The organism is Porphyromonas sp. HMSC077F02, from assembly GCF_001815465.1.
GTDB classification, from domain to species: domain Bacteria; phylum Bacteroidota; class Bacteroidia; order Bacteroidales; family Porphyromonadaceae; genus Porphyromonas_A; species Porphyromonas_A somerae.
The window spans coordinates 12,100-34,726 of sequence record NZ_KV820668.1; the positions used below are offsets into that span (position 1 = coordinate 12,100).

A 22,627-nucleotide genomic window follows, 5' to 3' on the forward strand; every position below is an offset into this window, starting at 1 on the left:
ACGAAGCAGATCGCCTTCGTGCAACAGTCTCATAAGGGGGTCGAAGGGTATGGGTGGATATCGTTTTCCACCAGTCGTTCGGGGCTAACGCCCCTCCGACATGGGGGCTAGGATCCGTCGGACCTCCTGCGGAGGTCCTTTATCTTGCCTTGAAGAAAGGTGCCCGACTTGTCCGACTTGTCCGATAAGGCACCGCCACTCAGCTATTGCCCTAAGGAAGGCTCAAACCGAATCACTTTCTCCATTAATGAAGCGGTAGCCTATGCCGTGAATTGATCTTAGGAAGCTTTTCTTTGTGTATTTATTGATGATGCGACGTATCTTTGAGACCTCATTATAAATAATTGCATTGGCATTCTCTGGTTGTTCATCATCTTTCCAGAGCTGATTTTTAAGGTCGTCAAATCTTACATTATTCCCTTCTTCCTCTTCGAGTATCTTGAGTATGAGGGTCTGTGTGGGGCTTATTCTACCTATGGACCCATCCGAAAAGTAGATGAGTTGTTGAGTGAAGTCTATCATCATTTCTTTCTTCTGCTTGGGTTGGACCTGTGCGGGTGTGGTGTATCGCTTTATATAAGCATCGAGGAGCTTGGCTGTCAGAGGCTTTTCTACATAACTTAGTGCCCCTGCTGTTATGGCTTCTGTCTTGACATCCTGGCCAGCGAAGCTGCTAATGATAATGATTTGGAGCTTTGGGAAAAGGTGGCTTACTTCACGGCAGACCTCTATGCCATTCTTATTTTCATTCAATTCCACATCAAGGAAGAGTAGGTCTGGGTTGAAGTCATTGATATAGTTGATTATCCCTACTGCTGTGGGCGAATAGTACACCCTATATCCGTAATCCTCCAGCTTTGCTCTTAAGTCATCTCCATAAGTAATGACATCGTCAATCAGCATTATTTTCTTCATATTAGTTTTTGTCAAATGGTATTGATAAAGTAAATAAGGACCCCATTGGCATTGCTCTTTCGTAGGTGATTTTACCCCCTTTAGCATTAAGGATTGTCCAAGCTATCATGAGACCAACTCCTCCATTGCTATCCATACATAGTTGCCTGATGCGAGATTGATTCAATTCGTAGGCTTTATCTCCACCAAATATTTTGATACCGCTGCCATTGTCTGCAATCTTAATAGATACGGCGTCTGTATTGCCAGTGGCACAAACTGTAATTTTAGGATCCTCTTGGCTGTATTTTACCGCATTATCTATGAATACTCTTAGGATTAATTTCAGCTCTTCTGCAGGGAAGAGAATGCTGAGACTATCTGGAATCTCTGAGAGAAAAGAGACCTTTTTCTCTGGATAATGTGCCTCTATCTCTGTAATGATATCCTGCACCATATCATAAATATATATCTGCCTTGATTCGGACTTCTTATTTTGTTTCACCCTATGCATGGTCAGTAATAGATTGATGTCGTCAGTAAGCTTTAGAATATGATTATCAGCCTCTATCAAACCCGCCTGTGCTTGCTGGGGTATATCAACATTAGATGCCAAACCATCAATTAGAGAGTGTGCCAGTGAAAGAGGAAGTTTCAAGTCGTGCACAAGTCCGTAAAAGAATAGCTCTTGCTGATGAGTAAGTGCCCTTTCTCTCTCTATCCTCTTGGTCATTGTGATGAGTAGGTAGAGGATGATGACTAAAAGCAGTATTCCTACAATAAACAATGAGGCTAGCACTTTCAAAGATTTTGGAAACTCCCCTCTTACAGTAGAGGTGATGGCGTATGCTTCACCCTCAACTTCAAACTCCTTTTCTATCTCAATCTGTATGGGATAAAATGAAAAGGCCTGCTCTGATACTTTAGAGGAGGATTGTGCTGTGAGTCTGTTGTTGACACGTAACTCCATATTCAATGAATAAATATTTCTGCCCGATAGCTTCTGCTTAAATGATTGAGCCAACCTATCAATAAAAAGAGAATCAGTTCGTATGGACGCAACGATAAGGACTTTTTCAAGTGTACTTGATAATTCTTCTGGTTCCTTTACAATGCCTGTCACTACGGCATTGGTTAAGACACTATCATTTTCAGCGGAGACCCGCTCTAGGGTTAATGTAGGGCTATCAGGATTACTGGCATTTTTTGAAAGTGTGGTGGCTGCGTATGATGTGATTACACTTGACAACAAATCGTCCAACTCCTTCTTTTCCTCGTTCATAAATGCTTTATAGAGATTGACCCCCCAGTAAAGCTGAATAGAAATATACAATACCATAATGATGATGAAGAGGCACAAAGTGAGGACTCTTCTCATGCGGGTATTGTCTTTCTGCATTTCTCTCATAATGTATCCAACTAGACAAATGATGTTCGTTTAGAGTGAGTACAAATCTAACGAAAAGTTCAATTAACATTTGACCCATAGAGGAACTGCTCGTTAGATTGTAATGAAATTAACTGCGTGAAATGGGTTGTAGTAGTCTGAATATCAAGTTGTTGATTAAATTTATTAGTCCTGTCATTGTTAGAACTATGTTAGAATTTTTGTTAGAATTTCTGTTAGAAATCACTGGTTTCCTACCAAATTACTCCTTACCTTTGTAGCGTATTTATTAACCAAGAGATAAAAGACGAAATTATGGAGAAAATTAACTTAGCCCTATTCTATGGGCTACAGATGACAAGCAATTGACTATGAAAGTTAAGGGGAAATTAATAACACTTATTATAGTGCTGTTTTTAGGAGCTAATTCTGTGTTCTCACAAGAGTATAAGGGGTTATGGGGTAGACTAGAGTATGAGCCTGGGCTTTCTCTAAATAATATTCCAAATGAACTCGGCGAGATAAAAGGGACTGGGATATATACGTATGGCTATGCATTTACCATTGGATGTCATTTTGAAAGATGGAGTGTAGGGCTAGGAGGTAATGCATCTGCGCATCTCAGTCCATCAAGATTTGCGTATTTAGGAATGTTTTTAGAGGGTACCTACAGACCTTTTGATGCGATACTTACCCCTCTTGCTTTCAATATTAGAGCTGGACTTCCTGTCGCAAATCCCGCAGAGTTTAAGGTGAAAATGAATACAAGTGTATCAGTTAGTTGGGCTTTAAGAAATAAACTGTGGAATGTATTTGGTGCAGAAATATCCGCTGGAATAGGTTACACACCATATGCAGTTGATATAATTACTTTTGTGCCTAAACAGAATAGTCCATCAAATTATAATGCAGACCAAATCGTACAAACTCATAATCTAAGTAAAGTAAATGCATTCTTGAGATTAGCAGTAACTATCAATTGATATATAGTTAAATTGATAATGTATATGATTACATATAAAGGACAGATTCAAAATGCTTGCACAACGTCATAATAAAAGCGCTTAGAAATATCACCCAAGATGTCTGTAAACGCATTTTCCATTGGCGTGTGATTTTATCTCCCTTTTGTGAACGCCTCCTACTATACTATAAACTTAGCTTTCAAATAATAACATGAAAAAGATTTGCCTATCCTTCTTTCTTATATTGAGCGTTGTTATACAGGTGCACGCACAAGAGAAAATCACTATTACGGTATCTGACACTTTTGGACATAGACTTCCTTATCCAGAAGTCATGATTGGTAGGGATTTTCACCGTGCGGGGACCTTAGATGGTACGATAGAGGTGCCAATTGATCTCTTTGCCCCTAATGATTCGTTGATAGTAAAATACATTGGATACAAGACGGCACAATTCTTATTAGACCCCTCTGCTATATCCAAAGGTGTAATCACTATAATCCTCAAGGAGGAATCTTATTTTTTAGATCCGATTATTGTTAGCCCGAGTGAGTTTTCTTCGGATAAGTATTTTAAGAAGAAGAAAAAGTGGTTGCTTCTACCATGTCGCAAATATCTCTTTGATATGGACTTTACATACAATAAAGGGAGCAATTCAAAAGAGCTGTACGCGGGACATATGTCAGGTGTTTCTGATGCCTATATCACCTATATGGATAGTACAAGTCTGACAACATCAGAAGAAATGCCTGATACTTGTAAAATACTAAAAATAGGGAAACGAGCTACTGAAATAAACTACCTCGTAGCACGCGCCTTTTGCCACCAATCAGAGCGCAAGAATTTTTACTGTACATATATGGGGAAAACAGATAACTCTGAAGCTTGGGAGTTTTCAATCCGAAAGCAACAAAAAATGCCTTGGGAGTTAAATCAAAATGATGAGCTTAGGTGTATAGTAACTCTCGACAACGATGGATTTATTGCCAATATTAAAACGCATTTCACTTCATCAACTAACAATGTCGCTTCCTACCTACTATACACTGATTTTGGTCGTTATGATAATCAACTGATACCAATAGAGACAAAATTTGATATTGTTCCGAGTGCTAACAACAAAGAAGCAAAAGCTACGTCCTACACGTTAAGATACCGTAATATTAGAAAAGACAGATGACTTTATTTGCCTTCTTTCTTGTTACGATATAATGGAGTGAAGGTTGTCATCAGTTCACAGTTAATCATTGTTCTAGACAATGGACATGGTGGTTCAGCACTATTGACGCAGTCCCGACTTATAGCCAATTCATAAAGAGCCTGCTCGTTAGAAAGTAATGGAGTTAATTATATGGGAGGGGCTATAGTTGACTGAATATCAAGTTATTGATTAACTTTGTTAGTTTTGTCATTGTTAGAAATCTGTTAGAATTTTTGTTAGAATTTCTGTTAGAAATCACTGGTTTTCCACCAAATTACTCCTTACCTTTGTAGCGTATTGGATAACTTTAATGAGAATGTACGGAATAGATTAACTTAGCCTAGTCTATGGAGATGCAGATGACAAGAACTATAAGAAGAAATAAAATAGCGTTTTTTACTTCGCTGTTGGCAATACTGCTATTTTCATCCTTCAAGATTGTTGATAAGAAGCATGGTGCGATAATAGACCAAGCTAAGCTGAAGATAGAGTACCGCTTCGAGATGAAAAAGAAGCCTTATGGCGGTGTAAGCGTGATGAACGACACTGCTATACTCCTTTACGGTGACCGATATTCTTTATCTTATTATCAAAGTGCCTATTATGCGGACTCCCTCACAAACAAGCCAGGTGGAAAGAAGGTGAAGTTTCGTATGCTAGAAAGAGGGCTGAATGAAAAGAATCCTTATCTATTTCTAGAACCACATACGCTACCCGACTATACCTATGTGGATTATAGTGAAAGCGTAATAATTAATTACGACTCTGAAAGGATTTATGTGCCTATTCTGTATAAGGAGCCAATTGAAGATATCAAATGGACCTTAAGAAATTATGATTCAAGGGTTATCTCTGGATACCAAGTTTATAAGGCTGTTTGTAATTTTAGAGGCAGATACTATGAGGCTTGGTACACGCCTGAGATTCCAATTGAAGTAGGCCCTTGGAAGTTTCAAGGGTTACCAGGTGCTATCCTTGAAGTATATGATGATGACCGGTGCTTCTTTTGGTCCGCATTTAGTGTGGAGTATTCTCCAAAGAAGCCCATAGAGCCTATTAGGTGGATTAAGTTTTCGGCACTACCATTTACCGAAGTAGAGCGGAAAGAGTATCTGAGGGATGCTAGGTCCTATATGAATGGGGAGTCGGTTGATACCAATAAGACCCTGCAAAAGGTCATTGCCACGGGGGCTAGGACCCACTATCTCCAGAGAAAAAAGCAAAAGTCGGAGTATGATTTTATTGAGCGAGACTACTTGTCCTGTCATCAAGATGAGACGGATAGTACTATTGCGTCACCGAATAAGAATTATAGCTTAGACTCGTTCACTATAGAGGGGGTTCCGAGGAAGGACTATCTGCTACTTCAGTATGAGTATGCCAGTCTAAAGGACACCATTGATATCATCTATTATAGACCCGACTTGCAACTGGTGGAAATAAGCAATGATCAATCGGTTACATACAGCCTGCGAACCTACCAAATGAAGGAAGAGTTTGGATCGGAAGCGGGGAAAAAGAGGTGGCAACAGCTCTTCAATCAAGGACTCGAATCGGTTAAAGCTGGTGCCTTACCGATGACTGAATTTATGAATAGGTTGCCACGGCTTGGGGATCAAGAAGTCATCACCCTAAACCTTCAAACTGGAGCGATGATAGTCTATGATAATATAGGGACGGAACAATATCAATACAATGACTCTGCAACCATTGAATGGGAGCTATTGGACCAACACAAAAGCCTACTAGGGTATGATTGCCAACTAGCTAAGGCTCATTTCAGAGGTAGAAATTGGTATGCTTGGTATACAATGGATATTCCTGTGAGTGCTGGTCCGTGGAAGCTTTTCGGACTGCCAGGGCTGATATTCGAAGCATACGATGAGAAAGAGCACTACCATTATACGCTGAAGGGGGTGGAGCAAAAAAAGCCGTCGCTCGACTATAGCATCCTTATCTCCCCCAACGCAACTCCAATAGATAGAAAGAAGTTGATCAGCCGGCAACAAGTATTTCGTGCCACAGGAGGAGAGGAATTCATCTCTGTAGCCTCCTCCACGATAGATAATTACCCAAAACCGAAGGAGCTAGAATGAAAAGAGCCTATATACTATTGCTACTACTTGAGATATCCTGTGGTCTCCCCCTATTTTCCCAAACCGAAGGGAAGGTAATAGACCGAGGGAGTGGCGAAGCGCTCTATGGCGTGATTGTAGTAGCAAAGAAGGCGGGGGAGAAAAAGGTTTTGAGCTTCTCAAAAACCGATGACGAGGGGCATTTCAAGCTAAATATCAAGCCATCCTCTGGCCTATGGCTACACTTCTCCATGCTAGGCTACGCCAAAGATAGCCTAGAGCTCACTTCTGGTCAGAACTATTATGAGATAAAGCTACGTGAAGAGGCGACTCAGCTAAAGGAGGTGAAGGTAACCGCTCAAGCGATTACAGCTCAAGGCGATACCATCAGATATCTAGTCTCCAACTTTAGTGAGATACAAGATAAAAACCTAGCCGATGTGCTGAAGAAGATGCCGGGGATAGAGGTGTCGGAGGGTGGTCAAATCAAGTACCAAGGGCAGGCGATCAATAAGTTCTACATTGAGGGGCGTGATATGCTGGGTGGTCGCTACGGCATTGCCACCAATACCATTCACCCCGACGATGTGGGCTCAGTAGAGGTGATGGAGAATCACCAACCTATCAAAGCACTTGAAGACCTCTCCTTCTCTCAAAACCCAGCCATCAATATTCGGCTTAAAGAGGATGCTAAAAGTCGCTGGGTAGGTACTGCCAAATTAGGTGGCGGGTATATGGATACCCACTCTGCACTACTATGGGATGGACAGGCAACAGTGATGAGGTTTAAGAAAGAGAGCCAGGCACTGGTCACCGCACGGAGTACCAATATAGGCAAAAGTGCAACTGCCTTTAGCTCCAATCTGATCTTTGAAAGCGATGGGTCGCCACTAGGCGGAGAATACACCCTCTCTGCTCCGCTAAGCATCTCTCCCTCACTCCCCTATCAGCTTGATCGCCACCGCACACGCAAAGGGCCATCACACATGGTGAGTACCAACAATCTATGGGGGTTGGGTAAAAACATTGACCTCACAAGCAAGATCAATTACAGTCACCAAACCGATCTTTCTAAGAGCCGCTCCACAATGATTTACCTCCTCAATGACGGCGATAGAGTCATTGAGAGCGAGGAGGAGTCGGAGGCTAGCGACCAAAACCTCTCTATGGACCTCCATCTACTCATCAATCGCCCCAGACTCTACCTGAGCAATAAGCTCTCGGGTGACTTTGAGTGGGACCGCAGTGAGCTACTAACCTCTGGTACTTATCCCAATAGTCAAGCCCTAAGGGGTGAGCGGCAGTGTCTGGGAAATAGGCTCAACCTCCTGATCCGCAAAGGCAATAGGAGCCTCTCAATCCATTCATTTGTAAAGTGGGAGCGCACACCAAATAGACTGCAAGTAACCCTACCAGATGAGGCACTAACACAGACACTATCGGCTCAGTTACTCTTCACTAATACCTCTACCAGCCTCAGCTATATCTTGGGGCGTGTAGTACTCTCTACCAAACTTGGCGTCGCCACTATGCACAGAAGTCTGGAGAGCCAATTAAGCGGTTTAGCTCAGCCTCTCTCGCCCCTCAACAACGACCTAAGTGCCCACTACTACCAACTCTATGCAACACCCCAACTAAGTTATAGCCACAAGAGTTTCAAGAGCGAGATAGAAGTACCTATGGCATGGACGCCCTATAGCTTTGGGAAAAGTGGTCAGTCAACCAAACTGCACCGCTTTCCTCTCTCGCCTCGTATTCGGATGGAGCTACAGGCCTCCGCACGATGGAAGTTGTCTGCTACAGCACGGTACCGCAATGAGATCCTTGATGACCAAGAGTGGTACGATGGATATATCCTCAATAACTATCGCACCCTCTCCCTTGGGCTAGAGGAACTAAGAAACCGAAAGAGTGGCAGTGCCAGTATCAGTGCCAATTATCGCAATGCCCTAGAGGCTCTATTTGCCAATGTTGCTGTTTCGTACAATCAGTTTTGTTTGAGCCATATCAATAGTCGCGAATTCCTAGACCGCTACCTCCTTTTACAGCCAATAGCACAAGAGAGTAGAGGCGATAGCTGGACCATCAATGGCCGTGTGAGTAAGGGCTTCATTTGGTGGAAGAGTATCTTCTCCCTGAACGCTCTCTACTCAGTAGGCAATCAAGAGCTACTGCTACAGAAAGAGCTAACGCCCTATCACTATGATAGATTCCTGCTAAGTGGTCAGATATCTATGCGTCCCGCCCCTTGGGTGAGCCTACTCTACGAGATATCGTACCACCAGAGTGGGCAAGCACCGCAAGGCGAAGCAGTGGATCGAAGAGATAACTACGCACAGAGACTTGATCTCACCTTTATACCAAGTAAAGCGTGGCGTCTGGAACTAACAGGAAATCACTACTACAATGAATTGACCAAAGAAGTACGAAAGCATTATCTCCTAGCCGATGCATCGCTTGTATACTCGGCACCAGCAGGATGGGAGCTGAACCTATCAGCACGCAACCTATTCAACAATCGCACCTACAGCTACACCTCCCTCTCCACACTCACTAGCTACACCGCAGAATACCAAATACGCCCACTAGAGCTTTTACTTGGCTTCTACCTCCGATTCTAAGATTGTTCACTCTATATTATGTTTCTTATCAAGCAAAAAGATGCGATGGATTGTGGCCCAGCGTGCTTGGCTATGGTGGTAAAGTACTATGGACGCTATCCAGACTTAGAGCCAATTCATAAAGAGCCTGCTCGTTAGAAAGTAATGAGTTTAATTATGCGGGAGAGGCTGTAGTGGACTGAATATCAGGATATTGATTGGCCTTCTATGTCTCGTCATTGTTAGAACTCTGTTAGAATTTTTGTTAGAATTTCTGTTAGAAATCACTGGTTTTCCACCAAATTACTCCTTACCTTTGTAGCGTGTTTATTATCCACGAGATAAAAGAAGAAATTATGAGAGGTGAGATCTATAAAAAGTGTCTAATGGCTCTGTTATTTTTGTTCTTTCTTAGTTACGGTTCTATTGCTGGTTTTGCTCAAAATCAAGATAATGATACCCTTAAGGTAGAGACTTTACCAGAAGTGATGATACAGGCACAGTTGCAAAAGACTTCAACCAAGTCTTCGGTATATACACCTACCATTCGCCAGAAAGAGGTGGCTCAAAATGCAATAGATCTTCTGCGTCAGTTGGCAATATCACAGATCAGTATTAACCTGATGAGCAACAAGGTAACCACTACGACAGGTGAGGGCGTGTCTCTATTCATCAACTATATCCCAGCGTCCTCAGAGGATATTGATGGGCTATTGACTACAGATGTGCGACGAGTAGAGTACCTAGACTTCCCTATTGATCCACGTTTTCAAGGCAGGGAGCATGTAATTCATTTTATTGTACACAAGTATGAATATGGTGGGTATACAAAACTAAGTGTCAATGAGAACTTCCTTACGGGGTTATCTAGTAATGTTTCTATTTTCTCTAAGTTTGCTTACAAAAGGATGATTTACGACCTTTATGTGGGCGGATCCAATCATAATCTACACAACATAGGCACTTCTACGATTGGCACCTATTCGCTACTTGACGACAATGGAGGAGCAAAGACTATTATTAGGAAAGAGTTGTTCAATGAGTCTCATTATAAGCAGAATTCCTACCCATTCACTTTTAGGGCGATTTATGATTCAGACAAAATTCAGATAACCAACACGGTAGGCTTCTCTTATTCCGAAAAGCCAATAGCAACTTATTCGGGTATTCTTTCGTATGAACCAGATCTAAACAGAGACTATCAATTTACAAGAGATAACCCTACAAGGCAAAAGCAACTCACGTGGAATGGCTATTACTTCTTTGCGTTGGAGAAAGGTTATCAATTGAGCTTAAGCCCTTTTGCTGGTTATGGAAGAGTGAACGACAATAGTTGGTATACCAATACTTTGCCAAATTCTATAGAGATAGAAAATAACGCCAAAGAGGATCAATATAGATATGGGCTTAATGCAACGCTGAATAAAAGGCTGTCCGATAGGCATCAACTATTTTTCAGCGGATATTATGGTGCGAATAAGAGCGATGTGAGTTATCGTGGCACTTCGCCTTATACGAATGAATTTATGTCGCAATATGGGGGAGCGACGATAGGGTATAACTTTTCTAATAATAGGTGGAGTCTCAATGCCAATTCATCCCTACAATGGGAGGAAAATAGAATAAATAAGAAGTCGGTAAGGGAGGTCTATCCGCTCTTTAATATCTCCGCAGGCTATTCTCCTTCGTCTCAGCACTCGATTAGATCCTTCTTTCACTATGGAGCCAATTACCCAGGGGCGAGTGTGAAGACACCTAATGTATTGCAAGAGCATGAAATGATGTACTTTACTGGCAACCCTGACATGGGACTCTCTAGGCAGTTCAACTTTAACCTCTCTTATAATTGGTTGCCTAATAATATGTTTTCCGCCTCACTATATGGCCAGTATTATGGTGAGATAGACCTCTATGTGCCTATCTTTGAGCATTATAATGGTGGAAAAGCTATTTTGAGGAAGTATGATACAGACGCTGAGTATCACCGTGTGCAGATGGGAGCTTCTTTTAATTACAAGATGCTAGATGGCAAGCTACACTTAGCTGCTTCTCCTTCCGTCACCATATTCCGTGTCCTTGGGTATTATGATAAATCAAAGGTACCGTTTTACTTCAATGCTTCAGCTAAGTATTACCTTAAGGACTTCTACTTCCAAGCTGCTTACCAGACAAAGTTCTGCACCATTCAGGGCAATAGAGCAGTCTATTTTGAGGATAGAGATTTTTGGCAACTACAGGCCGGATGGAGTAAGAACAATTTGAATATTCGTCTGAGTGCTAATAATCTATTTAGAGACGACTGGCGTACTTCTACTGAAATCCTTGATAGCCCCTTGTATTCTGAGGTTCGGTACTTAGAGGGCAATAACTTTCATCGGCGCATCAACCTCTCAATGACCTATACATTTGGTTACGGTAAGAAGATAAGGAGAGGCAATGAAGTGGGGCAACAGTATGGTGGCAACTCGGCTATCTTGAAGTGATGAGATTCTCTTTTTTCAAGCAAAAAGATGCGATGGACTGTGGGCCAGCGTGCTTGGCTATGGTGGTCAAGCAGGCTAGACTCCATCCAGATTTAGAGTAAGTGTATAAACAACCTGCTCGTTAGAAAGTAAAAGTATTAATTATGCAGGAGCGGTAATAATGAACTGAACATCAAGTTATTGATTAACTTTCCATGTCCCGTCACTATTAGAACTCTATTAGAATTTCTGTTAGAAATCACTGGTTTTCCTCCAAATTACTCCTTACCTTTGTAGCGTATCGGATAGCTTTAATGAGAATGCATAAGGAAAAAACTTTCCGAGCTTTGTAATCAGTGAATAAGTTGTCCGTCCCACAAGGGTCGTTAGGTTTGGGGCGCCAGGTCCCCGCCAGTCTTCGGCTCTATGGGGAGGGCGAGCCTTGACCGCTGGCTATCTAAGTGGCACCCTCGCGGGTGCTGATGGTAGAAGCCCGAAGGGCTTCCATGCCCTATTAACCCAGCCTTCCCCCTCGCTGGTAGGCGAAGCGTATCTGCGAGGAGAAGGTTGGGTAGAGGGATAGCTCACAACCTGCTACCCCGAAGGGGTTGCACTTTAAGATACATAGGTTGTTATCTATATGCAACCCCTTCGGGGTAGTGTGATTGTATTGGTCTTTGCTACCCAAGCTTCACCTTCCGGCTCGCTGTCGCTTGCCCTCAGGGGGAAGCTTGGGTTATTACACCGTGAAACCCCTTTCGGGGTTTTCTTAATCATCGAATAATAACATACCTGCAACAGTTGTTCGGGGCTTGGGGAGGGATGCCCCTCCGACTTGTCTGATAAGCCACTATCCAAGACATTTGATAGCTTAGGTGGGAGACTCTTTTTTTACCGCATTGAAACTGGAGTTTCACCGCATCGAAACTAATCGGTTGAGGCAACAAAAAAGGGTGCCCTTTTTGCATTATCCTCTTAAAACGACAAAAGCTGTACTTCGCGTACAGCCTTTGTCGGTCATTCCACAATATATTAGGATGTTAGGTAAGAAAGATTGATTAGGTTATGCTTTTCTGACAACACAAAGGTCATCAAATCTTAACATCTTACCAAGTAAATCCCTATGCTTTATAACACTAGTTTCTTGAATATATATTTAATAAACGATGGTATGTGTAGCGTCGTTAATAAATATATTTACTTGACTTTTGCTCCAAGTTGCTCATGGATTTGATTCTCAATGAGTTCCAATAAATCGGGATTTTCATTGAGGATCTCAATCGCTTTGTCTCTACCTTGTCCCAATTTGGTATCTTCATAGCTGTACCATGAGCCACTTTTTCGTATGATATCTAGGTCTGCACCCACGTCAACGATCTCTCCAACCTTGGAGATACCTCGGCCAAACATGATATCAAACTCAGCGCGACGGAAGGGAGGGGCCACCTTGTTCTTTGCCACCTTAACCTTGGTGAGGTTACCGATCACTTCGCCATCAGCATCCTTGATAGGAGTGCTTTTGCGGATATCTAGTCGCACCGAGGCGTAGTACTTCAGAGCATTACCACCGGTAGTGGTCTCGGGGTTGCCGTAGGCACCAATCTTCTCACGCAACTGGTTGATAAAGATACAGGTGGTCTTGGTACGATTGATGATACCGGCGAGCTTACGCAGAGCTTGGCTCATCAGTCGGGCATGAAGACCCACTCTATTCTCACCCATATCGCCCTCAATCTCACCCTTTGGGGTCAGTGCCGCCACGGAGTCGATCACGATGAGGTCCATTGCCGACGAACGGATTAGGTTCTCAGCGATATCAAGTGCCTGCTCTCCCGTATCGGGCTGAGATATCCAAAGCTTGGAGAGGTCTACCCCGAGTGCCTCGGCATAGCTGCGGTCGAATGCATTCTCCGCATCGATGATGGCAGCGAAGCCACCTTGCTTCTGGCACTCTGCGATAGCGTGTATGGCTAGAGTGGTCTTACCTGACGACTCAGGACCGTAGATCTCCACAATTCGTCCCTTGGGGTATCCTCCTACACCGAGGGCAATGTCGAGGTTGAGGGAGCCGGTAGGGATCACCTCTATATCCTCGATTTCCTGCGACGCCATATTCATGATCGAGCCTTTGCCGAAGGTCTTCTCAATCTTATCCAGCACCGACTTAAGTGCCTTCTCCTTCTGCTGTTGCTCTGCCGATTGCTCCTTTGTCTCTTCCTTTGCCATTACTCTTTATTTTCTTCTAATTGTTTGATCAATTCAAGTACCTGTGCGGCATGCTCCTTGGTCTTGATCTCCCGGCCGGAGAACTTACCTCTCACCACACCCTCCTCATCAATGAGGAAAGTGGTGCGCTGCGTGCCCATATACTTTCGGCCATACATGCTCTTCTCCACCCACACACCAAAGTCTTGCTGTAGCTCAGTCTCGCTATCCACGATGAGCGGGAAGGGGAGGCTATGCTGCTCGATAAACTTCTGGTGGCTCTTGGCACTATCCTTGCTCACTCCTATCACTTGGTAGCCAGCATCCTGTAGGTCGGCCATGCCGTCACGGAAGCTACACGCCTCGGCAGTGCAACCACTGGTATTATCCTTTGGGTAGAAATAAAGTACAAACTTCTGCCCTTTCAGCCCCTTGCGGGTGTACTCCTTACCATCTTGGTCCACCCCTAGGATTTCGGGGATCTTATCGCCTATCTCTATCATAGCTCTAGGTCTATATCGTGAAGCTCATGCCATGGGAGCCCTTGCTTTGCCACCTCCTCTAGGAATGGATCGGGGTCAAACTCCTCGACGTTGAAGACACCGTGCCCACTCCAGAGGCCTTTGAAAAACATCATCGCCCCAGTGGTAGCTGGCACACCAGTGGTATAGCTGACGCCCTGAGCACCGGTCTCCTTGTAAGCTGCCTCGTGGCTACAATTATTATAGATGTAGTAGGTACGCTCCTTGCCATCCTTGATACCATGGATACGGCAGCCGATAGAGGTCTGACCGGTATAATTCTCGCCTAGCTCCTTAGGATCGGGGAGTACCGCCTTGAGGAATTGGATCGGTACGATCTCCTTCCCCTCATAATTGATTGGCTCAATACTTGCCATACCGATATTTTGGATCACCCTGAGGTGGGTGAGGTACTCCTGCCCAAAGGTCATCCAGAAGCGTGCCCTCTTGAGGCTTGGGAAGTTCTTCACCAAGCTCTCCAGCTCCTCGTGGTAAAGGAGATAGCTCTCACGTGGCCCTACCTCGGGGTAGGTGAGTGGCTTGTGGATAGATAGCGGTTCGGTCTCAATCCATTGGCCATTTTCCCAATACTTACCCCTTTGGGTCACCTCACGGATATTGATTTCGGGGTTGAAGTTGGTGGCAAAAGCCTTGTGGTGGTCACCAGCGTTGCAATCCACGATATCGAGATAGTGGATCTCATCGAAATGATGCTTCGCCGCATAAGCGGTGAAGACACTAGTTACCCCAGGGTCAAAGCCACAACCTAGGATAGCAGTCAGCCCAGCCTCCTTGAAGCGGTCTTGGTAAGCCCACTGCCAGCTATATTGGTACTTCGCCTCGTCCTTTGGCTCGTAATTGGCAGTATCGAGGTAGTTGACCCCGCACTCCAAGCAAGCATCCATAATGGTGAGGTCTTGGTAAGGAAGGGCTACATTGATCACCAACTCAGGCTTAAACTCATTGAAGAGAGCTACCAACTCCTCCACGTTGTCGGCATCCACCTGTGCGGTCTTGATCTTCGCCTCCTTGATATTATTGGCTATGGCGTCGCACTTTGCTTTATTGCGGCTAGCGAGCATAATGTCGGTAAAGACATCGCTATTCATCGCCACCTTCTTAGCTACTACAGTGCCTACACCTCCGGCACCTATGATCAGTACACGTCCTTTCATATTACTTTTATTCGTCTTAAGGGTGTTACTTACTAAATACTCATTCACTCAAAGATACCACTTTTGTGGGAAACGGAGGAGGAAGTGCTGAGAAGTTGGGTTATCTTATGGTATATATCGGTGTTATCGTAGATGCCACCAAATAGTTTGGCACCTGGGCCAAAGCTGTATACCGGTATTAGTAGACCGCTATGCCCATTGGTGCTAAATTTCCCAACTACCTTTTGCTCTTCCTTGTCGCCACCCACTAGGGTTAGACCACCCGTCTCATGGTCAGCGAGCACGATAACCAATGTTTCGCCATTATTTCTAGCCCACTCCACTACCATTCCCACGGTGCGGTCAAAGTCGGCGGTTTCTTCCATTAGCATCGGGAGGTCTCCAGAGTGTCCATAATCATCAAGTTGGGAGCCCTCTATCATTAAGAAAAACCCGTTTCCTCCATGGTTAAGGTGGTTGAGGGCAAAGAGGGAAACCTTCTGGAGATAGTCGCCCCGCTCTTGAGGCGTGGGGAGGTCATTACTGGCTAAAGCTGCAAATATTCTTCCCTCTCGGATAGCTAATAGCTCCTCCATGTCAGTGGTAATATTAAATCCCACATCCTCCAAATCTTTATAAAGTTGTAGGGGTTGGTCATGTAGGTCTTTTAGCTTTTCACTACCTCCACCAATCACTAGATCTACATTCGACCGAGCATAATCAGACATAATATCATCGCTCTCGTCTCGGTCTCTATTGTGGCAACAAAAGGCTGCTGGTGTTGCATCCCACAGTCTGCATACCGAGATGACCCCCGATTTTAGCCCATTGTCGTGTGCAAAATCAGTGAGATTGTATAGCTCACGACCCTCAGGATCTACTCCGAGGTAGTGATAATTAGTTTTTACTCCAGTGGCCATTGCAGTTGCGGAGGCTGCTGAGTCGGTGATTAAGGTATCGGCTGTGTGCGTAGTCATAAGTCCGACTACTGAAGCCATAGAGGTAATGTTGGTCCTTCCCCCATTAAGTGCTTTAAGGGTGGCGATGTGCGATAGTCCCATGCCATCTCCGATCATAAGTACTACGTTGCGAGGAGCCTTGGTGATAGTTGAAGTGGGGTGTTGAATATCGATGGTTTCATACTGGTTGTGCCAAGTCAGATACTGACGTATATCCTGTCCGCTCTCATTTTGGTATCCAAATGTGACCAATACAGGGGTATGGTCGGAGAGAAAAGTGGTCCCCTCCTCCTCCTCGGGGTGACTAGCCTGATAGCAGTGAGGAATCAGTGAAGAGGAGCAGAAAATATAATCAATTCGCTCACGTGCTATGTGAGGTATTTGGCCGAAGTCGTGAAAGGTCCAATTGGGGCCGATTTTGGAATCGCAAAGGAGGTAGCTATCTCTCAAGGGCAGTGGAGATTGCATAAGCGTATCACTAGGTGATGCGTTGAAGTCTCCCAATGCCAATACAGCTATACCTGCTTCAAGGTAGGGTGAAATGCGCTCATTGAGGAGAGCTAGGCTTTTTCTTCTCGCTTCCTGGCCTACGTGATCTAGATGAAGATTGAAGCAGGCAATCTCTTTATGGCTTTCACGGTCATAGAAGTAGCCCCATGACACTATGCGAGGGCATGCTGCATCCCACCCAATACTTGGTGTTTCTGGGGTTTCGGATAGCCAAAAGTATCCACTCTCTTTGCACTCAAATCGGCGTGTGTCGTAGAATAGTGGTGCATACTCCCCTTCCTCCTTCCCATCGTCCCGACCTACGCCTATATAAGCATGGTGTGGGAGCATTGCCTTTAGATCCTCAAGCTGATTCTTGAGCACCTCTTGCATGCCGATCAAGTCGGCAGAGGTTCCATGTAGATATTGTGCGATGCTTTCCTTTCGGTTGGCCCACTGCTGTGTGCCGTCTTCCTTATTGTCATATCTAATATTAAAGGTCATTACCCGAAGGTCGTTGGCATTTGCTTGCAGGGTGGGTAAGAATAAAAGGAATAGTAAGCTCCAATAGAAAAACTTCCTCATAATTATAAGTGATTTTTAATGGCCTATAGATCTGTTTTTGTTGCTCTCATTCGTTGCAAAGGTAGATAAAAATAGGCGACTAAATATGTAATTAATGCTGGCAATTGAGTGTGATTATGTAATTTCATAGCAACTTAGCACCAACTAAACAGCTCCTTAATTTTACTTTAATCATTTCTATACTCTCTATTACTACCTTTGCGGCGTCAATAAAAGTTTGATTGGCTTTAGCAGGTACGCCTTAGTACTACGGCCAATTATGAGCTGTACATTTACGAAATGAATAATAAGACAAAACATTATGAGACATTTATTTAGAGTCTTACTACCGCTCCTCTGTTCCTTTCTCATGCTGAGCGAAGCTGCGGCTCAGAGAGGGAGTGCAACCATCTCTGGCACTGTATGGGATAAGGTATATGGTGAAACACTAATCGGTGCTACCATACAGGTAAAAGGTGCCAACCAAGGAGCTGTGACCAATATGGAGGGTGTTTTTACACTCCAAGCGGTAAAGCTTCCCGCCACACTTGTGGTAAGTTATGTAGGCTATAAGTCGCTAGAGCTTACAGTGACAAGCCCAACCACCTCTTTGCGTATAGAGCTAGAGGAGGATGCTCAGAATCTGAGCGATTTGATTGTACTTGGTTATGGTGCAGAGTCGCGGAAGGAAGACCTTTCTGCCGCCGTAGGGATTATCTCAAATGCCGATAAACTAGCTGTGCGACCAGTGAGTTCACCCACCGCCATGTTGCAGGGGCAAATCCCTGGAGTTACGATACAGTCTAATGGAGGTGACCCTACTCAAATTCCGAATATTGTCATTCGTGGACAAGGCTCTCAGAATGGAGATAATGTACTGTGGGTAGTTGATGGTGTTCCTGGTGCCCCTATCACATCTGTGAATGAGATAGAGTCGATAGTAGTACTTAAGGATGCCGCATCGGCTGCTATCTATGGAGCTCAATCTGGGGCTGGGGGTGTCATTCTTGTGACCACCAAGAAGGCTTCTAAGGGTGAGCCAAGTCTGTCATATGATGGTACGGTTGGTATCCGTCAGGCAGCCAATTTGCCTCGTGGTCTTAATGCTGAGGAGCAGCTAAGGATGCGTACCCTCTCTTTCAAGAATGCAGGGATGACCATTCCTGATTCTTGGAACCCCGAAAAGAACCCTTGGATTGCCACCACACGTACCAATTGGATGGATGAAATATTCCGTACAGCACTCTATCACCGCCACAATATTGCTCTCAATGTGGGTGGTGAGAGGTCTGTGAATCGCTTCACCTTCTCATACGACGATAACCAAGGGGTTCTTATCAATACCTTTAATAAGAGTTTTGCTTTTAGATACAATGGCTCGTTTGATATCAATAGGTATTTAACGATCAAGGAGGACCTCATCTGGACCAATAACAGCAGTAGAAGTAAGAATACCAATGATGGCTACACTGGCCCCATCCTATCGGCCATCTATATGCCCTCAAGTGCTGAGGTCTATAATCCAATTGATGGTAGCTTTGGCGGAGTAACTACGGAAGACCCTGCGTACATTAAAAAGTATGGTTCTGATACTGGTAGTGCCCATGGTGATGTGGTGAACCCCGTACGCTTATTGCTGGCAGAAAATAGGTTCTCTAAGTCCAATGACCTATGGAGCACCACCACACTTTCGGTGTCGAATGTTGTGCCTGGATTGAAATACAATGTACGATTCTCCTACAACCTCTTCAATTCCTATTACAAGGGATTTACTCCTAGGATAGATGAGCCAGGTAAGCCAAACGACAATAATTACCTCGGCGAGACGGCTAGTAGAGCTCACGCGTGGGACTTAGAAAATACACTTACCTACGACAATTCCTTTGGAAAGCATAGTGTGGGTGCGCTATTTTCTACCACTGCCGATTATTGGGTCTCAAGAGGTGTTAAAGGTGAAGGGAAAGACTTTGCAGATGAAGATAAGTCGCTACAGTATATGGGCAATGCAGAGAAGACGTCGGCAGATGACTGGTTATATGGTCCTGATGCCAATCTCTCGTACGTGGCTCGTCTCTCCTATAGCTACGATGATAGATATTTTGCTACCGCCTCTTGGCGACGTGACTATGCAGGGCGCCTACCCAAATCCAATAATTATGGAGACTTCCCAGCCATGACAGCCGCCTGGAAGCTTTCAAACGAACCCTTTTTCCCAAAGAGTGAGACCCTCTCTCTCTTAAAACTTCGTGCCTCATGGGGTAGGATTGGTAATCTAGGCTCTGTAGGACTTAACTACAGATATCCTACACTCTCCGATACCTATTGGGACGAGGGAGCACACTATGGAGCTGAAGTAGAGCACCAATATAATACCTTCTACTACTTTGATGAGGTGATCAATCCAAACCTCTCGTGGGAGACCTCTGAGCAACTTGACCTGGGCTTTGACCTTGTGATGTTTCGTGAGCGCTTGTCTCTGGCATTTGATTACTTCAATAAGCGAACATTTAATCTTATTCAGAGGCAGACGCTAGGATGGCCTAGCACCATTGGACTTTCAGCTCCACTTGTAAATGAAGGAGAGGTGCGTAATAGGGGGGTAGAGTTTTCTCTCAATTGGTCCGACCGTCCGACAAAAGACTTTAGCTATTTTGTTTCTTCCAATATCACCTACCTCAAAAACTGGGTTTCGGATATTGGAGTGGAGAATAGCGATGGAAGTAAGGGCGTTTGGGCCAATAAAGGTAGCCAATTCCGTAGCATTCCTTATATGATGCAGACTGCTGAGGGACAGCCTATAGGTTCTTTCTACCTCATCAAGACGGATGGTATATTTCAGAGTGATGAGGAGGCTGCCAATTATACTCATAATGGCAAGCGAATACAGCCCAATGCTGTTGCCGGAGATCTAAAGTTTGTGGACTATAATAATGATGGGGTTATTAATGATCAAGACCGTCAGTATCTAGGTAATGCGATGCCCGACTTCACTTATGCACTTACTTTTGGAGCTACGTACCGCAACCTTTCGCTCTCCATGATGCTACAAGGTGTACAGGGTGCCCAAGCTCTTCACGTGGCAAAGTTTGTCACCATGAGTGATGTGGAGGGGAATTTCAATAGAGACTCTCGTATCCTGGATGCTTGGAGCCCTACAAATAGCGGATCCAATATCCCACGGATATCCAAGAATGACCCCAATGGCAACTTCGCTCGAGCTACTGATTGGTATCTAGAGGATGCGTCATACTTGAGAATCAAAAATGTGACACTCTCCTACGACCTTACCGATGCTATCCGTAATTGGAGCCATCTAGAGGAGCGCAAAAGTAGTTTATCACTCTATCTGAGTGGTGAGAATCTTTGGACCTTTACAAAGTATACTGGTATGGATCCCGAAACAGGGGGCTGGGATGCGATGAACTACCCTGTCTCAAGAGTATTTTCGTTTGGGATCAAGATGACTTACTAAACATATTGAACACTTTCAGAATAAGAGAATATGAAAAAGATAATACACTACACTCTCTTGGCGGCCTTAATCTCAGTGGGGTTTCTTACCTCCTGCAGTAAGTTCTTGGACCAAGAGCCAGAGGGAAAGCCGACAGCGGATAATTACTTCAATAACGACTTCCAAGCCAAAAGTATCGTAGATGGTATTTTTGCTCGCTTTCATCAGGAGCAGATATTTGGCAGAAATCTATTTTTTGAGCAAGGAGCAGCCAATGATATTGTGTGGGGGCGCACCAGTTCGGGCTCTACCCTCTGTACCTTTAAGTACACTGGAGACGAAGGTCGTATTACTAGTATCTATGAACATCTCAATACCAGCATTGCTCGTGCCAATTATGCCATCGCTTCGCTACTCAATAAGGAGAAGTCTACCTCACTCTCCCCTATTGAACGTAGGTCGCTAGGTGAGGCTTATTTCGGGCGTGCATTTGCCCACTTTTATATCGCCTATAGGTATGGAACCGACCAGCAGGGAGTCCCATTTTCTCGATACGAGGATATGCCTGATGGCTACGACAATTCAATTCCCGTGCAGCAAGCATCGGTAGTGGATAATTACCGATTGATTATTGAGGACCTGGATCAAGCCCTGAAGTATCTCCCAAGGTTTGAGGAGTATGATGTGGAAGATAAAGGGCGCCCACACCAAGCTGCAGCGATCGGATACAAAGCCAAGGTCAATGCCTATTGGGCAACTTGGGACAAAAGTAGATGGAGTGAGGTGATCAAACTTGTCGACCAACTCGAGAGGGATTATGGTAGAGGCCTTGCAGATACTTTTGATCAAGTGTTCTCATCGGATTTTGAAGATTTTTGGAATAGAGAATATATCTGGACCATCCCCGGCAATGGGGGTGTACTTGGTGGAGGCTCCAAACTTCCTGGTGTCGTATTAGAGAATAAAGGCTGGGGCAAGTATAATGGTTGGGGATACTTCAAACCAACTCTAGATATTTATGAAGAGATGCTTAAGGATGGTGAGGGTAATGACCGATTGGTTCGTTCTATCCTTGAGTACAATCAAGAGTTTGAGTTCTTCGGTGAGACCCGACACTTTTATTCTTCATCCGATCTAGAGTCGGGATTCCAGATTAATAAGTATATGGATGCCTTCAAATATAAAGATCCAACAGGGTCTGGCCATCTTAATCCAAATGGGAATTTCATGACCACCCGCATCAACTTCCCCATACTCCGCTTTGCTGAGCTACTCCTATTTCGTGCAGAGGCTTATCTCATGCAGGGAAATGCGGCTGAAGCAACCAAAGATATCAATAGGATTAGGAGGAGGTCCAACCTTCAGCCACTTTCTGGAAGTGCAACCATGGAGGCACTGTACCACGAGCGGAGGTGCGAGCTGGCATTTGAGTTTACAGACCACCTCTTTGACCTAAAAAGATGGCACCGCTCCGATAATCCAGAGCTTAAGGCCCTTGCAGCTAAGGAGCTAAATGCACGACCACGTGTCCGGAAGTATGCAGATCGCGGCAAAGCCTTATCTACCTACACGATTGATTATTACGATGATTACAAGGACAAAGCCACTTACTCAGATCATATGATGGTATTCCCTTATCCATCTATCGTAATAGTAAATTCTGGAGGACTATTGAAACAAAACCCTGGTTACTAACGATC

General features: G+C 44.4%; 14 protein-coding genes. 8 read left to right on the plus strand and 6 right to left on the minus strand.

The window, feature by feature from the left end:
• Positions 1–222 precede the first annotated feature (222 nt).
• The gene (locus HMPREF3027_RS04550) at positions 223–915 is read right to left on the minus strand and encodes a response regulator transcription factor (protein WP_070707283.1); all 693 of its coding nucleotides are present in this window, start codon (positions 913–915) and stop codon (positions 223–225) included.
• Position 916: 1 nt separating this feature from the next.
• Positions 917–2,176 carry a sensor histidine kinase gene (locus HMPREF3027_RS04555; protein ID WP_168165871.1) on the minus strand — a complete coding sequence of 420 codons (1,260 nt, stop codon included), beginning with the start codon at positions 2,174–2,176 and terminating at the stop codon, positions 917–919.
• A 476-nt stretch (positions 2,177–2,652) separates the two neighbouring features.
• On the opposite strand from HMPREF3027_RS04555, the gene HMPREF3027_RS04560 reads away from it, so the two are divergent.
• From HMPREF3027_RS04560 to HMPREF3027_RS04580, 6 genes are all read left to right on the plus strand, one after another.
• Positions 2,653–3,264: a hypothetical protein gene (locus HMPREF3027_RS04560; protein ID WP_070707285.1), complete on the plus strand. Its 612-nt coding sequence runs from the start codon at positions 2,653–2,655 to the stop codon at positions 3,262–3,264.
• A gap of 193 nt (positions 3,265–3,457) precedes the next feature.
• Positions 3,458–4,426: a hypothetical protein gene (locus HMPREF3027_RS04565; RefSeq protein WP_070707286.1), complete on the plus strand. Its 969-nt coding sequence runs from the start codon at positions 3,458–3,460 to the stop codon at positions 4,424–4,426.
• Positions 4,427–4,806: 380 nt separating this feature from the next.
• Entirely contained in the window at positions 4,807–6,543 is a 1,737-nt protein-coding gene (locus HMPREF3027_RS04570) for a GLPGLI family protein (RefSeq protein WP_168165872.1), read from the plus strand.
• Positions 6,540–9,143: a TonB-dependent receptor gene (locus HMPREF3027_RS04575; RefSeq protein WP_070707288.1), complete on the plus strand. Its 2,604-nt coding sequence runs from the start codon at positions 6,540–6,542 to the stop codon at positions 9,141–9,143. Before HMPREF3027_RS04570 ends, HMPREF3027_RS04575 begins: the two co-directional genes overlap by 4 nt.
• An 18-nt stretch (positions 9,144–9,161) precedes the next feature.
• Entirely contained in the window at positions 9,162–9,281 is a 120-nt protein-coding gene (locus HMPREF3027_RS09855) for a cysteine peptidase family C39 domain-containing protein (protein WP_083317511.1), read from the plus strand.
• Positions 9,282–9,508: 227 nt separating this feature from the next.
• The gene (locus HMPREF3027_RS04580; protein WP_070707349.1) at positions 9,509–11,605 is read left to right on the plus strand and encodes a porin family protein; all 2,097 of its coding nucleotides are present in this window, start codon (positions 9,509–9,511) and stop codon (positions 11,603–11,605) included.
• A gap of 1,176 nt (positions 11,606–12,781) precedes the next feature.
• On the opposite strand, the gene recA is transcribed toward HMPREF3027_RS04580, so the two are convergent.
• The 4 genes from recA to HMPREF3027_RS04600 are packed head-to-tail and all read right to left on the minus strand — an operon-like array spanning position 12,782 to position 17,497.
• Entirely contained in the window at positions 12,782–13,810 is a 1,029-nt protein-coding gene (recA, locus tag HMPREF3027_RS04585; RefSeq protein ID WP_070707289.1) for a recombinase RecA, read from the minus strand.
• Positions 13,810–14,292 carry a peroxiredoxin gene (locus HMPREF3027_RS04590; protein WP_070707290.1) on the minus strand — a complete coding sequence of 161 codons (483 nt, stop codon included), beginning with the start codon at positions 14,290–14,292 and terminating at the stop codon, positions 13,810–13,812. Before HMPREF3027_RS04590 ends, recA begins: the two co-directional genes overlap by 1 nt.
• Positions 14,289–15,485: a saccharopine dehydrogenase family protein gene (locus tag HMPREF3027_RS04595; protein WP_070707351.1), complete on the minus strand. Its 1,197-nt coding sequence runs from the start codon at positions 15,483–15,485 to the stop codon at positions 14,289–14,291. Before HMPREF3027_RS04595 ends, HMPREF3027_RS04590 begins: the two co-directional genes overlap by 4 nt.
• 44 nt (positions 15,486–15,529) lie before the next feature.
• Entirely contained in the window at positions 15,530–17,497 is a 1,968-nt protein-coding gene (locus tag HMPREF3027_RS04600) for an alkaline phosphatase (protein WP_070707291.1), read from the minus strand.
• A gap of 301 nt (positions 17,498–17,798) precedes the next feature.
• Between HMPREF3027_RS04600 and HMPREF3027_RS04605 the strand changes: the two genes are divergently transcribed.
• Together HMPREF3027_RS04605 and HMPREF3027_RS04610 are read left to right on the plus strand one after the other, a co-directional pair.
• Positions 17,799–20,948, plus strand: a complete 3,150-nt coding sequence (locus HMPREF3027_RS04605; RefSeq protein WP_070707292.1) for a SusC/RagA family TonB-linked outer membrane protein — start codon at positions 17,799–17,801, stop codon at positions 20,946–20,948.
• Between the two features lie 30 nt (positions 20,949–20,978).
• Positions 20,979–22,622, plus strand: a complete 1,644-nt coding sequence (locus HMPREF3027_RS04610) for a RagB/SusD family nutrient uptake outer membrane protein (protein WP_070707293.1) — start codon at positions 20,979–20,981, stop codon at positions 22,620–22,622.
• Positions 22,623–22,627: the final 5 nt, after the last annotated feature.